Consider the following 14667-nt stretch of genomic DNA (forward strand, 5'->3'; position numbering starts at 1 on the left):
ATCTCCTTATTTAGACGGGGAATCATTTAAAGCTTGAAGGTTCGAGCTTCAACTCCGAGACGTCTATATTGTTTAAATTTTTCACGACCTTGTTGTTTGGCCGATTCGTTATTTTCAATAATTTCTATAATGTGGCTAAATTTTTCGAACTGTTCAAGAGCTTGATCGTTAAAATTGAACACAATCCAGTCGGATTGCTCAGGCAGTTGGTCTGAGATACAAATGCGCGCATCGATTTGATCAATGCCATGCGGAATAAAGCTCGTGTCATCAAAACTCCACAAACGTTCATCCAATTGCTGTTGTAGTTCAGGGTCGCTTGCATACAGCCAGATTCGCTCTGGCTGACGCAAGATTTTTCGACATAAACGACAAGTACTTTCGACTTGTCGTTCAGGACTTTGTTCAAACAAATAAAAGCTAATATTAGCCATTAGACTGCGCACGATGAGCTAAGAATTGCATCAATAATGGCACTGGACGACCGGTTGCCCCTTTATTGGCACCCGAGTTCCATGCTGTACCTGCGATATCTAAATGCGCCCAGCGGTAATCACGGGTGAAGCGTTGTAAGAAGCACGCTGCAGTTACGGCACCAGCTTTAGGCCCGCCAATGTTGGCAATATCTGCAAATGGAGAGTCTAACTGTTCTTGATAGTCATCAATCACAGGCATGCGCCAGACGCGGTCAAAGCTATTTTGACCAGCCTCAGACAATTCGGCCGCCAGTTTGTCGTCTGGGGTAAACATACCCGTTAAGACTGAACCGAGTGCCACGACACAGGCACCTGTTAAGGTTGCAATATCAATGACCAGTTCTGGGTTAAAGCGTTTTACATAGGTCAATGTATCGCACAGCACCAAACGACCTTCTGCATCGGTATTTAAAATTTCAACGGTTTGACCACTCATGGTGCTCACGATGTCACCTGGACGCGTAGCCTTACCTGACGGCATATTTTCAGCTGCCGCAATCGTACCTACGACATGAATGGCTAAACGTGATTCACACAGGGCACGGAGCGTCCCTAGAACCGATGCTGCACCACACATGTCGTATTTCATTTCATCCATACCAGCACCCGGCTTCAATGAAATGCCACCTGTATCAAAGGTGATTCCTTTACCGACCAAGACCACTGGGGCTTCAGTACGTTCAGCTTGATACTCAAGGGTAATAATACGGCCTGGGCGGTCTGAACCTTTGCTCACCGCAAGGAAGGAATGCATGCCCAGATCCGCCATTTGCTGCTCATCAAGCACATTAACACGGAGTAGGTCAGGATATTGAGCTGCCAGTTCTAAGGCTTGCTCTGCCAAATATTCAGGGAAACAGATATTGCCCGGACGGTTGCCTAAGTCACGAGCAAAGCTTTGACCTGATTGCACGGCTTCAATCAGTTTAAGTTGTGCAGCATTCAGCGGCGACTCAGCGGCAATCAGGCAGATCTGTTCAAGCACGTTGTCGGCTTTTTTTGATTTGAATTCATCAAATGCATATGCCGCTTGCGTCAAACTGAGGGCAAATAAATAATGGAGTTCAGCTGGAAGGGCTGAAAGGTCAATACTGATGTGTTTGAATTTTTTTTGTGAAGCTTTGATAATGGTTTGAGCAATTTTCACCAGCTTTGCTGCTTGTAATTCAGCTGCTTTACCGACACCCACCAAGGCTGCATTGGGGCTTGCTGGAATTTGACCAATGAGGCTCAAGGTTTCATTGAACGCGGCTTTAAACTGAGTTGCTTCAATTAAGTTGTTTAAATCATTAATTTGATAAGCATTTGCAAGGTGTTGCGTGTTTTCAGAATCTACTAATATCAACAAAAATTGGCTAGACGTATTCTCTGTGAATGACGTATTAATAGAGAGTTTCATAAGTTTTATTTAAGCCTTATAAAGTTTGAAAATGATTAAACCACTGAAACATTAACATGAATAGAGTTGCAAAGTGCAACAAGAGTACAGGTTTTATATTTTCACTATTCGGGTAAACTAGCGCTAGTTTTTATTCACCTATTTTTGGAAGAATTAATTTGATTATTCGGCGTTATCTGGTCAAACAAGTGGTGTCGACATCCTTGGTTGTGATCGCCTTATTGACCTTGATCATGATGGGCGGTCGTTTGATCAAGTATTTTGGCGTAGCCGCGCAGGGTCGCTTAGATGCAGGTATTTTATTTAGCATTATTGGCTATCGTTTGCCTGAATTTTTAACGCTGATTCTTCCTCTAGGCTTTTTTATTGGGCTGATGCTGGTTTTTGGTCGTTTGTATGTCGATCATGAAATGGCAGTACTCAATGGTAGTGGCGTCAGTCCTAACCAATTGGGGCGACTGCTGATTCCTATGACCGTGGTGTTTCTTGCTGTTCAAGCTGTGCTGATGCTTTGGATGGCGCCGTGGGGTGTTCGTCAGTTTGAGCAGCTCACCACCAGTCAGGCGGTGCGTACTGGTTTTGATTTGGTTCGACCCAAAGAGTTTATTTCATCGGGGCCTTATACCATTTATGCGGGTGACTTATCCGAAGACCGTAAGAACCTCAAAGACATCTTCTTCTATCAACGCGCTGAAGCAGAAGGTAAGCCTGATGTGATGATTTTGGCCAAAGAAGCCACGCGGGTTGAAATTGAAAATGATCCCGCCAATGTGGTGGATTTGGTGCAAGGTCGCCGTTATGAAATTTATCCGGGACAGCCGCGTTATAGCCAAGCCGAGTTTCAGTCTTATCGCCTACGTTTAGAAAATGATAAAGAAGCAAAGTTTGAAAGTGCCGATGTTGAAGCATTATCCACCATTAAACTTTGGGATAATCGTCATGATCCTGTCGTGGCGAGTGAGTTGGGCTGGCGTATTTTTGTACCGTTTGCCATTGTAGTGGCGTTGCTTCTCGCTGTGGCTTTATCTGAAGTGAGCCCACGTCAAGGACGTTACTTAAAGCTGTTTCCTGCATTGCTTATTTTTGCCAGTTTAATCGTGGCGCTGATGGCCATTAAAACCCGAGTCAGTAAAGAAGAAATGGGGATTTGGGCTTATCCAATGATCTTGGTGATTTATGCGATAGCAGCGGCTTTGTTTTCGCGTAAACAAAAGCTGGCCCCGAAAATTAAGAAAACATTACAACGAGCGGGGTCTTAATCATGTTTGCACGTCGTATAGTCGCAAAACATGTGACCAAAACCACCGCGATGGCGATGCTGGGTGCTACCGCTATTTTATCGGTCTTGCAAATTCTGTTTACCTATTTGGGTGAGCTAGGCTCCCTTAAAGAAGGTTATGGTGCTTGGGATGCTTTACGTTATGTACTGTGGGGAGCACCGCAATATCTCTATGAGATTCTACCGATTGCCGCGTTAATTGGCTCGGTACTGGGACTGGGCACTTTGGCTTCAAACAGTGAACTGATTGTGATGCGCTCGGTGGGGGTGAGTCTCTGGCGAATCGTCGGCTGGGTGATTCGTTCGGCTTTAATTTTGGTGGTACTGTCATTCGCTTTAAGTGAATGGGTGATTCCATATACCAATGAGCAAGCCAAAGGTGTGAAAAGCCATCGAACTGCGGCTGAACTTGGTGAAGTACGTGGTTACTGGACACGAGAAGGGCAGCGTTTTATTTATGTCGATTATGCCAACTCTCAAGGTCAGCTGAAAAATGTGCAAGTGGTCGACTTTGACAATAATGCTCGTTTGAAAGGCGTTTTAAATGCTGAGCAAGGTCAGTTTGTGCAAGATGGTCGTTGGATTTTAGAAAATACTGCCCAAGTTGATTTACTACCGACTGGCAACGCTGCGGCACAAAAGGCCGCTGAAACACCTTTGGCACTGGCACTGCAGCCGAAATATGTGCACATGGTGACGATTGACCCTGAAGACCTTTCACCGAGTCAATTGGTTAGTTTCATGAGCTATATGCATGAATACAGCCAAGTGCCTAAAACTTATCAGCTGGCTTTTTGGCAAAAAGTGGCGTCTCCATTTGCCTTGATTGCTTTGGTATTGATTGCTTGTTCCTTTATTTTTGGCCCACTGCGCCAACAATCGATGGGCTTTCGTTTGGTCATTGCACTGTTTACAGGCTTAGGTTTCTTTTACCTGCAAGACTTCTTGGGTTATGCAAGTTTGGTTTATTCACCTTCACCCGCATGGTTCGTTTTTGTGCCGATTTTACTGATGTTTGTCGCAGGTGGTTATTTATTACAACGTGCGCGATAACTGTACGATATTGAAGAAAACAATGCGGATGATGGTGTTAAACCATCATGCCTGCATAGAGTCTTGACCGAAAATTCGGTAAGATAGAGCGATGAATTTGTAGACAAAAAAAGAGTGCTTATTATGGCGGATGCAACTGCTGGCAAAATCCCTCACGTACTGGTCATTATGGATGGTGTGGGACACCGTGAAGCGATTGAAGACAATGCTTTTTTAGCAGCGAATCGACCGAATTTAACAGCGATTGAAGCAAAGCATCCGCATAGCTTAATTTCAGGTTCTGGTGAAGACGTGGGTCTGCCAGATGGCCAAATGGGTAACTCTGAAGTGGGCCATATGAACTTGGGCGCAGGTCGTGTGCTCTATCAAGACTTTACCCGAATCACTAAAGAGATTCGTACGGGTGCTTTTTTCGAGCATGAAGTTTTGGTTGATGCTGTTGAAAAAGCCAAAGCAGCGGGTGGTGCGTTGCACATCATGGGGCTATTGTCTGAAGGTGGGGTCCATTCACACGAAGACCACATTGTTGCCATGGCTGAACTTGCGTTAAAACGCGGTGCAACCGTGTATCTCCATGCCTTCTTAGATGGTCGTGATACCCCGCCACGCAGTGCACAGCCTTCTTTAGAAAAATTAGATGCATTGTTTGCTCAATATCCAAATCAAGGTCGTATTGTGAGTCTCATTGGTCGTTATTTTGCGATGGATCGAGATAACCGTTGGGACCGTGTGGAACAAGCCTATCGTTTACTCACAGAGTCTGAAGCAACACGTACTGCAGCTACAGCCGTTGAAGGTTTAGCATTGGCTTATGCCGCAGACGAATCTGATGAATTTGTCAAAGCAACACGCATTGGCGATGCTGTAAAAGTTCAAGATGGTGACAGCATCGTCTTTATGAATTTCCGTGCGGATCGTGCGCGTGAAATTACCAAAGCGTTTGTTGAAAAAGATTTTGCAGGCTTTGCGCGTAAAGTCGTACCAAACCTATCTAAGTTTGTGATGTTGACACGCTACCAAGCCAGTATTGATGCACCTGTGGCATATATGCCTGAAGCATTAAAAAACTCGATTGGTGAATATCTTTCAGATCTTGGTAAAACCCAATTACGTATTGCTGAAACTGAGAAATATGCACATGTGACATTCTTCTTCAGTGGTGGTCGTGAAGATGAATATCCAGGTGAAAAACGTATTTTGATTCCATCACCGAATGTGGCTACTTATGACCTCAAGCCAGAAATGAGCGCATATGAAGTAACCGATGAATTGGTGGCTGCGATTAACTCTGGTGAGTTTGATCTATTGGTGGTGAACTATGCCAATGGCGATATGGTTGGTCATACGGGCGTGTTTAATGCTGCAGTGAAAGCAGTGGAAGCCGTTGATTTATGCTTAGGCCGTGTCTATGAGGCGGTGATGGCACAAAAAGGCCATATGTTAATTACGGCTGACCATGGTAATGTTGAACAAATGCAGGATTATCACAGTGGTCAGGTGCATACTCAGCATACGACAGAATTGGTGCCTTTTATCTATGTCGGCCCAACTCAAGCAACCATTGCTGAAGGGGGCGTATTGGCCGATGTCGCACCAACCTTGTTAAGCTTGATGCATCTTCCTGTTCCAGCAGACATGCAAGGTCGTAACTTAATTACATTAGACGTATAAATCAATTTGGGTGGGTAAATGGCAAAAGCATCGTGGACTTCAATAGGTGTAGTGATTGCTTTAGGTCTGAGTCTGATCCACCCGATGGGGGCTGTTGCAAAAACTGCGGCAGCACCCGCTTTTGATGATGAACTGGAACAAGGTTATGTTGAGGTTCCAATTGAATCAATTCAACAATTTGTACAAATCTACGGTTTAGTCAAAGACAATTATGTGGCTGAACGTAGTGATGAAGCACTGTTTCAACAGGCTATTAAAGGTTTAGTCGGTGGCTTAGACCGTTATTCTCGCTATTTATCTCCTCAAGAATATAAACAACTGGTGCAATATACTGAAGGGGATTTGGCTTCAGTTGACTTCAGTTTAGAGTTTGATTCTCGCTTACAACAATGGCTGATTCGTGGATTAAAACCTGACTCAGATTCCAGTAAATTGGGCTTAAAAAATGGGATCTCCGTTTTTAAAGTGGATGATCAAGAGCTACGCAAGCTCAACCATGCTCAAGTCAATGAATTACTCAGTGGGGCAATTGGTAGTACCATTAGCCTACAGTTAAAAGCCAATTCAACGCCGATCAATTTAGTCCGAACCAAAAAGGTTGAAACCGATATTCAGGCGCAACTGTTGAATAACCAAGTTTTGGTGCTGAAAGTTCGTGTTTTCCAACAAGATACCGCCAACGAAATTCAACAGTTGATTGAAGAACACCATTCGTCGCGTCTAAAAGCAGTGTTGATTGATCTCAGGAATAACCCGGGAGGACTGTTGTCTGCTGCAGTGGAATCTGCCGATTTATTCTTAAATCAAGGGGTGATTGTTTCAACTCAAAGTCGTTCCGAAGGGGATCAGCAGTTCCAAGCTTTACCAAGTTTAGAATTTCAAAACTTAAAAGTGGGGATTCTGATTAATGACCGCTCTGCATCGGCTGCGGAGGTATTTACCGCTGCGCTGAAGGAGCATGGACGGGCGTGGGTGATTGGTGAAAAAAGTTATGGTAAGGGCGTGGTACAGAAACTATTTCCATTGTCGAATGGCGCAGCTTTGCAAATGACGGTATCTCACTATTACACCCCAAGTGGTCGGATGATTGAAGGGGTAGGGATTGCGCCAAATCAGGTGTATCCAATGCCACATGAACTCAAAGACGAAAGCTATGTTGAACATGTGGCAGAGATTCTAATTAACCGTCGTTAAGTCTCTAAACGGAATCGTCTTCGCCATCTAGCCCGAATTTCTTCAAGCGATAACGTAAAGAACGGAAAGACATGCCGAGCTTTTTAGCCGCCAGTGTTCGGTTCCAGTGGGTAAGATTGAGCGCATTCATCAAAATTTCTTTTTCAATTTTTTCTAAATACAGCTCTAAACCCTCTTCGGGTAATTTACGCGAAGGCATATGACTGAGTTGATCATTGCCAACAGTACCTTGTTGCGTGGCATTGGTATAGTTGGTCTGAGCAATCGGTCGCAGTGGGGCTGTTTGCAAGTGTGGTAAGTCGATACTGCTTTCATCACTTAAGGTGATGGCACGTTCCATCATGTTGCGTAGTTCACGCACATTGCCTGGATAATATTGGGCCAATAAAAACTCACGTGCACGTTCACTCAGTGGTTTGACAGGGATGTCCCATTCTTGGCAGATTTTTTGAATGAAATGTTGTGCCAAAAGAATAATGTCATTGCCACGCTCACGTAGAGCAGGCAGCACAATGTCCATGACATGGATGCGGAAGTACAAATCCTGACGGAACTTGCCTTGTTGCACCAGTGCTTCTAAGTCTTGATGGCTGGCACTAATCACACGAAAATCGACATCAATTTCGGTGTCACTCCCAATTGGGCGAATGCGTTTTTCTTGTACCGCGCGCAATAGTTTCACCTGCATAGTGAGCGGTAATTCAGCAATTTCATCTAAAAATAAACTGCCGCCATGCGCAGACAGAATCAGCCCCTGTTTGTCTTGAGTCGCTCCTGTAAAGCTACCCTTACGGTGTCCAAACAATTCACTTTCCATCAGTTCAGTCGGTATGGCACCGCAGTTGATGGCAATAAATGGTCCTTCATTACGATTACTTAGGCGATGTACCAGATTAGCCACCACTTCTTTGCCGGTCCCTGATTCACCTGTAATAAAGACAGGGGCTTGCGAGCGTGCAATTTTCTTTAAGGTGATGCGTAGCTGCTGAATAGGAAGGGACTGACCAATCAGTAGACGATGTTCAAGCGTATCTTCTTGGATATGCAGCTGATTGATGGGTTGATTAAAGGCTTTTTGTAAAAGTTGCTCTAAATGTTTTTGGTTGATTGGTTTACTGACAAAATCAAACGCACCAGCTTTAAGTGCTGCAATCGCAATATCCATATTGCCGTAAGCAGTCAGCACTGCAACAGGCAAATTAGGATAATTTTGAGCAATAAAATCGACCAAGCTCAGACCATTACCATCGGGTAAATTAAGATCGGTTAGACAGGCATCATATTGATGCGTTTTCAGGGCTTGAACCGCCTCTTGTAAGCGATAGGCAATATGTGTATCAATCCCCATCCGACTTAAAGACATTTGCATCAGTGTACATAAGTCTTGTTCGTCATCCACCAATAAAACAAGTGGTTTTTTTTCCACGTTTAACCCCAAAAATTACACGTCATTGTTTATACGGGGGCATTCAATCCGAAAGCATGCCCCTATTTTTTGTTCTACATAGTATAGCTTAGCTTGGTTGGCTTCGCAGAAACTATGGGATAAATATAATCCTAACCCAGTTCCATTGATTGAGGTACTAAAAAACGGTTGAAACAGGGCGGTTTGATCCTGTTTGGCGACCCCATCACCAAAATCGCGGACCTCAATATGGACGAGGTTTTTATAGCTATAGACACGAATTTGAATGTGATCGGCTTCAGCTGCATTATGCCGAATGGCGTTTCGAATCAGGTTGATCAGCACTTGTCTCAGTTGTTGTTCATCAAACTGAATCTGAGCTGGATCGGAAATGCGGTAATCAATTTGATCTTTGACATCGGGCAAATCTTCAATGATAAAACGTTCTAAAAAAGCGGCGACATCAATCAAGGTCGGATAGGTTTCTTTACTGCGTGCCATGCTCAGTGTATCGCCAATAATTTTATCAATCCGTGAGGCTTGTTTGGCGATCATGTTATGTAACAGGGCTTGCTCAGGATCGTTCACCTGCATCAATTCATTGGCTTGGGTGATGGCAGCCAATGGATTGCGAATTTCATGGGCAATGCTGGCAGAAAGTTGACCCAGTGCAGCCAGCTTGAGTTGTTGTACACGTTGATTAATTTTTTGTGCATCTTGCAGCACGAATAAGGTCAGTGTCTGATTCGGGACTTGAAGTTTTTGAATTTCGATCTGAATTTGAAAGCGGCTCAGTTGGGATGTAAATTGGAATTTTTCCCCATTCTTCAGTTGGTCGAATTTGAGTAGTTCAAATAAATCAGGCTGTGCCTTATATAAGGGATATTTGTCATAGGCATAAATCGGGGAGATGCCCAATAATGCACAGGCGGCAGGATTACTCAGCACCATGTGGCAGTTTTCATCGAGCACCAAATAGCCGAGCTCGGTTTGCTCTAAAATATAACGGTTAATGTTTTGCAGTTGGTCTAGCTCTTGGGACTGATAGAAGTTTAAATTTTCAAGGACTTGAAAACGTCGTACCGCAATTTGTCCAGACCCATAAACCACAAAGAACAAAAAGGCGAGCACGGCACTGTTGCCAATGGTATTCAGTGAACTGATTGAAAAGAGCGTTCCAATAAAGTGTTGATAAACCAGTGTAATCACTGCAATCAAGGTAATGATGAGCGCTTTTTGTTTATCGACCAATACACAAGCGGCAAAGATCGTGATCACAAACAATAAGCTTAACTGTAAGTTTGGACCATCGGTGGCAAAAGTGAGTAAACTGAGGCTAATGACATCGACGATAAACAACAAGGTGAGCTGAAGTGGTATGCGCTTGCGCACATTCTTGAGGCTCAATAGCTGAAAAGCACTGATAAAAATAAAGCCAATCAGGACAGAACGATACAATACTGGATATTGATAATTTAAAAATAGCTGCTCATAAGTCAGCAGATAAACCAACAACAAACAGCAACCAATAAACAGTCGATACGATGCATACCAAACACCTAGACGGTATTGATTTAACTGAATATTGGTTGAGTATTTCAGCATGCGGGTGTTAGTCAGCTTGCATCAGGGTTTGATTAAACCATAACGAATAGCAAGGTGAGTCAGCTTCACATCACTGTCAATGTTGAGCTTTTCAAAAATTCGGTAACGGTAAGTATTGACCGTTTTTACGCTGACAAAAAGCTTGTCAGAAATTTCTTGTGCACTGATGCAATTCACAACCATCATCGCCACCTGCATTTCACGTTCAGACAAAGCATCAAAAGGCGAGGTCTGTGTATCCGATAGATAAGAACTGGCCAGTTGTTCAGCAATATCAGCACTGAAATATTTGCCGCCTTGCATGACTTTATTAATGGCACGTACCATTTCGGTCACGGGCGCACCTTTGGTAATGTAGCCTTTGGCGCCAGCTTTGAGTAACAGGGAAGGATAAGGTTCTTCAGCTAGACCACTGACTGCCAGTACTTTGGTTTCGGGTGCGGTTTGTAGTAAGCGGCGTGTGGTTTCAACGCCACCAATACCTGGCATGTTGACATCTAACAGAACCACATTCGGGTGATATTGACGGACGAGGTTAATTGCTTCTTCACCAGATTCAGCTTGGCCAATAACTTGAACATCGGCATGGTCCTCGAGCATTCGACAAATCCCTGTACGTACTAACTCATGGTCATCTACCACTAAAACTGTGATCACCTAGCTCTTCCTCACTATAAAAACCATATTTTTTGTTACATAAAGCAAAATAAGCTTGCAATGAAACGACAAAATTAGCAATCCTATTCTTAGGCTTATTTGAAAAGATATGCACGCTGTCGACGGCAATGCTGTTCGCATTGTGTACAAATGTAAGGCATATTGGCGTGAATACGCAAATGTATCTTATGGGTTATGAAGTTGAGTGAAGAAAAGTGAAAAAATCAAATAAATTTTTAATGCATCTATTGGGATGGTCGATTGCAACGACGGTCAGTACCCATAGCTTTGCAGACTTGGTGATGAATCCGGGCTCGGGCCCTAGCCAAGCAAGCATGAGCTGGTCTGCAGCAGATGCAGAACAGTTTCTGAATGATGATCTCATGGAAGATCCTGAAGAGTACGCTCCTCAGGGTTCAACAAAAGTCACTACCAGTATTCGCAGTTCCAATGGTGTGGTAACAAACAACAGTACCTCGAAAACAGTACAAATTTTCGATACCTCGAAATATTCCAACCAACCCAGTGTGAATGCTCGTGCAGCACTGGTGATGGATGGCAATACAGGTGAAGTACTGTACAGTAAAAACAGTAATACCGCGCTGCCGATTGCCTCGATTACTAAGTTGATGACGGCGGTGGTGATTTCAGATGCGCGTTTAAATATGTCTGAAAACATTACTTTACAGCAAGCGGACTTTTCGTGTTCGGGTTGTAAAAGTTCAAGCTCGTCCCTGCGTGCAGGGGACAGTATGAACCGTGCAGAGGCATTGTTATTTGCATTAATGAAGTCAGAAAACCCAGCAGCATCGGCGCTTGCACGGACGTATCCGGGTGGTCGCTCAGCCTTTGTTTCGGCGATGAATGCCAAAGCCAAATCTTTGGGTATGAATTCAACCCATTATATGGAGTCGACAGGTCTACATCCAGGTAATGTCGCTTCAGCACGTGACTTGGGTATTTTGGTCAATGCCGCATCACAGTATGGTCTGATTCGTCAGTTCTCAACCACAGCCAGCTATGACTTTAACTTGGGCTATCGTGTATTAAAATCAAACAATACCAATGCCTTGGTTCGTAATGGTGGTTGGAATATTAATATTTCAAAAACAGGTTTCATTAATGAAGCCGGTCGTTGTGTGGTAATGCATACCACTTTAAATAACCGTCCAGCAGTGGTGGTGTTATTGGGTGCGGACTCATCTGCAGCACGTACCAATGATGCAACGCGCCTAATGAACTGGGCAAGCCAATTACCAAAACGTATTTAACCCGACTTTGTTTTTGTTCACTCAACAACGAAAATTGAGTCATAAAAAAGCCCTGCATATGCAGGGCTTTTTTTGTCTTCTCTCAATTACATGTTTGAAAGAATTGAATCGCGAACTTGTTCTAAAGTGGCATCGATTGATAGCATGACCGCATCAGAACACTGTTTGATCGCAGTATCTGGGTCTTTCAGACCATTACCTGTCACGGTACAGACAATCACAGAACCTTCCGCAATTTTTCCAACTTTGATGTCACGGATTGCACCGCCAATTGATGCTGCAGAAGCAGGTTCTACAAAGACACCTTCATACATTGAAAGCAAACGCTGTGCTTCTAAGATTTCAGCATCAGTCAGTTCATCGAACCAACCTTGAGAATCACGAACCACCGCTTTAGCATGGTTCCAGCTTTGAGGATTACCAATACGGATTGCCGTTGCAACTGTTTCAGGGTTCTCAACGGGTGCACCACGTAAGAATGGCGCAGCACCTGCTGCTTGGTAACCAACCATAGTTGGTAAGCCTTCAGGTTTAGGACCCGTGAATTGATCTGTTTCAGCGTCATAAATCACTTGCTCAAACTGATCCGCAGGTTGGTTAGCAACTGCTTCGGTATACCCCATCCAGTGTGCAGTAATGTTCCCTGCGTTACCCACGGGTAGGCAATGGTAATCTGGTGCACGGCCTAACTCATCTACGATTTCGTAAGCAATAGTTTTTTGACCTTGCAAACGGTATGGGTTGATTGAGTTGACGATGGTTACAGGGGCTTTATCGGCAATTTCTTTGACCAGACGCATACCGTCATCGAAGTTACCGCGGATTTGCATGGTGATGGCACCATACATCATTGCTTGCGCCATTTTACCCATGGCAATTTTGCCTTCTGGGATTAACACAAACGCTTTGATGCCTGCACGTGCTGCATAAGCCGCAGCCGCAGCTGAGGTATTACCTGTAGAGGCACAGATAATCGCTTTTGAGCCTTCTTCAACGGCTTTAGTAACCGCCATGGTCATACCACGGTCTTTAAATGAACCAGTCGGGTTTAAGCCCTCGTACTTCACATAAATTTCAACATTTTTGCCAATTAAACGTGGAATGTTCTCGAGTTTAATCAGTGGCGTATTACCTTCACCTAAAGAAATAGCGCGAGTAGTTTCAGACACTGGTAAACGGTCGCGATAACGGTCAACTAAACCAGTATAACGATTGGCATTCGACATGATGATGTTCCAATTGTGTGTAGAGCTTGGTGAGGAAGAGAAGAGCGTTCTTTTCCTCAACCCGATTAATTATCAAGCGATTCTAAACGAATTCGCACGATTTCGCCATGAATGACGGGTAAGGCTTGAATTTGAGCAAGTGCCTCGTCCATTTTTGATTCAACGACTGGATCAGTCAAAATCACGATTGGAATAAGGTCTTTTAAGCGTGGTTGTTGCATGATGGCATCGATACTGATGCCTGCACGGCTCAGAATCGTAGTTACATCGGCCAAGACGCCAGTTTGATCTTCAGCATTAATCCGGATGTAATAACCTGTAGTCATTTCTTCACGGCTTAACATGGGCACATTGGTCAGTGCTTCGAAGGCCAATTGTGGAATCGTTCCAGCGCCATCTTCGGTATACGAGATATCACGGACGATATCAATGACATCTGCAACGACCGCAGAAGCCGTTGGACCTGCGCCTGCGCCTGCTCCATAGTACAAGGTTGGGCCGACAGCATGTGCTTGTACCAAGACAGCATTTTTAACGCCGTTGACATTGGCAATCAGTTCTTCCGCAGGGATCAAGGTTGGGTGAACACGAAGTTCGATGCCATTCGCCGCACGACGCGCAATCCCCAAGTGCTTAATACGGAAACCCAGTTCTTCAGCATACTTCACGTCTTGCGCTGTGATTTTACTGATGCCTTCGGTATAGACTTTGTCAAACTGTAGCGGAATACCAAAAGCACACGATGCTAAAATCGTGAGTTTATGTGCAGCATCAATGCCTTCGACATCAAAAGTAGGATCAGCTTCGGCATAACCGAGTTCTTGTGCTTCTTTCAATACGTCTGCAAAGGCACGACCTTTTTCACGCATTTCAGTCAAGATAAAGTTGCCTGTACCATTGATGATACCCGCCAACCAATTAATCTTGTTTGCCGCTAGGCCTTCACGCATCACTTTAATGATGGGAATGCCCCCTGCAACCGCAGCTTCATAGGCGATTTGCACGGCATTGTCATCCGCCAGTTTGAACAGCTCATTGCCGTGTTCTGCAAGTAAAGCTTTGTTCGCGGTGACCACTTGTTTACCATGTAAAATGGCTTCTTTAATCACTTCATATGCAGGGTGGATGCCACCCATGACTTCAACCACAACATCGACATCAGGCTGACGCACAATGTCGAGTAAGTCAGCACTTTGCTTGACCTCATCGCCTAAATCTAAGTCTGGACGAGGGCGGCGTGTGCCGACATAGGTAATTTGAATTTCACGACCGGTGCGACGTTTAATCTCAGCAGCATTTTCTTTTAGTAGTTTAAGGGCACCACCACCCACAGTACCAAGACCGAGGATTGCCAGACGAACTGGTTTCACGTCACACTCCAATTTACTTATATATTGAACCAAGCCTAGATCATAGCTAAAAAAACTGTGA

General features: G+C 44.3%; 12 protein-coding genes. 5 read left to right on the forward strand and 7 right to left on the reverse strand.

Going from position 1 to position 14667, the window contains the following annotated elements:
• Nucleotides 1-26: 26 nt before the first annotated feature.
• Both MN200_RS01315 and MN200_RS01320 read right to left on the reverse strand, forming a co-directional pair.
• A complete protein-coding gene (locus MN200_RS01315; RefSeq protein ID WP_242759935.1) occupies nucleotides 27-434 on the reverse strand; it encodes a DNA polymerase III subunit chi in 408 nt (135 codons plus the stop codon).
• On the reverse strand, nucleotides 427-1875 hold the full coding sequence (locus MN200_RS01320; RefSeq protein WP_242759936.1) for a leucyl aminopeptidase: 1449 nt from the start codon (nucleotides 1873-1875) through the stop codon (nucleotides 427-429). The genes MN200_RS01315 and MN200_RS01320 overlap by 8 nt, the downstream gene beginning before the upstream one ends.
• Nucleotides 1876-2033: 158 nt before the next feature.
• Between MN200_RS01320 and lptF the strand changes: the two genes are divergently transcribed.
• The 4 genes from lptF (at nucleotide 2034) to MN200_RS01340 (ending at nucleotide 7072) form a co-directional block, all read left to right on the forward strand.
• Complete coding sequence (lptF, locus tag MN200_RS01325) at nucleotides 2034-3134, forward strand: LPS export ABC transporter permease LptF (protein ID WP_242759937.1); 1101 nt, start codon at nucleotides 2034-2036, stop codon at nucleotides 3132-3134.
• 2 nt (nucleotides 3135-3136) lie between these two features.
• On the forward strand, nucleotides 3137-4207 hold the full coding sequence (gene lptG, locus MN200_RS01330) for an LPS export ABC transporter permease LptG (protein WP_242759938.1): 1071 nt from the start codon (nucleotides 3137-3139) through the stop codon (nucleotides 4205-4207).
• Nucleotides 4208-4330: 123 nt separating this feature from the next.
• Entirely contained in the window at nucleotides 4331-5878 is a 1548-nt protein-coding gene (gpmI, locus tag MN200_RS01335; protein ID WP_131229850.1) for a 2,3-bisphosphoglycerate-independent phosphoglycerate mutase, read from the forward strand.
• Nucleotides 5879-5896: 18 nt separating this feature from the next.
• On the forward strand, nucleotides 5897-7072 hold the full coding sequence (locus MN200_RS01340; RefSeq protein ID WP_131229852.1) for a S41 family peptidase: 1176 nt from the start codon (nucleotides 5897-5899) through the stop codon (nucleotides 7070-7072).
• Nucleotides 7073-7076: 4 nt separating this feature from the next.
• Here MN200_RS01340 and MN200_RS01345 read toward each other — a convergent pair whose 3' ends face one another.
• The 3 genes from MN200_RS01345 to MN200_RS01355 are packed head-to-tail and all read right to left on the reverse strand — an operon-like array spanning nucleotide 7077 to nucleotide 10739.
• A complete protein-coding gene (locus MN200_RS01345; protein ID WP_242759939.1) occupies nucleotides 7077-8498 on the reverse strand; it encodes a sigma-54 dependent transcriptional regulator in 1422 nt (473 codons plus the stop codon).
• Nucleotides 8499-8513: 15 nt separating this feature from the next.
• Nucleotides 8514-10082 (reverse strand): ATP-binding protein, encoded by a 1569-nt coding sequence (locus tag MN200_RS01350; RefSeq protein WP_242759940.1) that lies wholly within the window; start codon nucleotides 10080-10082, stop codon nucleotides 8514-8516.
• Between the two features lie 21 nt (nucleotides 10083-10103).
• Nucleotides 10104-10739, reverse strand: a complete 636-nt coding sequence (locus MN200_RS01355) for a response regulator (RefSeq protein WP_010325697.1) — start codon at nucleotides 10737-10739, stop codon at nucleotides 10104-10106.
• A gap of 215 nt (nucleotides 10740-10954) precedes the next feature.
• On the opposite strand from MN200_RS01355, the gene MN200_RS01360 reads away from it, so the two are divergent.
• The gene (locus MN200_RS01360) at nucleotides 10955-12010 is read left to right on the forward strand and encodes a serine hydrolase (protein WP_125273423.1); all 1056 of its coding nucleotides are present in this window, start codon (nucleotides 10955-10957) and stop codon (nucleotides 12008-12010) included.
• A gap of 86 nt (nucleotides 12011-12096) precedes the next feature.
• On the opposite strand, the gene thrC is transcribed toward MN200_RS01360, so the two are convergent.
• Nucleotides 12097-13236 (reverse strand): threonine synthase, encoded by a 1140-nt coding sequence (thrC, locus tag MN200_RS01365; RefSeq protein ID WP_242759941.1) that lies wholly within the window; start codon nucleotides 13234-13236, stop codon nucleotides 12097-12099.
• Between the two features lie 65 nt (nucleotides 13237-13301).
• Complete coding sequence (locus MN200_RS01370) at nucleotides 13302-14606, reverse strand: homoserine dehydrogenase (protein ID WP_131229857.1); 1305 nt, start codon at nucleotides 14604-14606, stop codon at nucleotides 13302-13304.
• Nucleotides 14607-14667 lie beyond the last annotated feature (61 nt).

Source organism: Acinetobacter sp. LUNF3 (genome assembly GCF_022699605.1).
Lineage (GTDB): Bacteria > Pseudomonadota > Gammaproteobacteria > Pseudomonadales > Moraxellaceae > Acinetobacter > Acinetobacter johnsonii.

What these genes read in the sequence shown, in the direction of transcription:
- MN200_RS01340 (WP_131229852.1), top strand. Translation starts at nt 5,897, where the DNA reads ATGGCAAAAGCATCGTGGACTTCAATAGGTGTAGTGATTGCTTTAGGT.
- MN200_RS01350 (WP_242759940.1), bottom strand. Translation starts at nt 10,082, where the DNA reads ATGCTGAAATACTCAACCAATATTCAGTTAAATCAATACCGTCTAGGT.
- MN200_RS01315 (WP_242759935.1), bottom strand. Translation starts at nt 434, where the DNA reads ATGGCTAATATTAGCTTTTATTTGTTTGAACAAAGTCCTGAACGACAA.
- gpmI (WP_131229850.1), top strand. Translation starts at nt 4,331, where the DNA reads ATGGCGGATGCAACTGCTGGCAAAATCCCTCACGTACTGGTCATTATG.
- lptG (WP_242759938.1), top strand. Translation starts at nt 3,137, where the DNA reads ATGTTTGCACGTCGTATAGTCGCAAAACATGTGACCAAAACCACCGCG.
- thrC (WP_242759941.1), bottom strand. Translation starts at nt 13,236, where the DNA reads ATGTCGAATGCCAATCGTTATACTGGTTTAGTTGACCGTTATCGCGAC.
- MN200_RS01320 (WP_242759936.1), bottom strand. Translation starts at nt 1,875, where the DNA reads ATGAAACTCTCTATTAATACGTCATTCACAGAGAATACGTCTAGCCAA.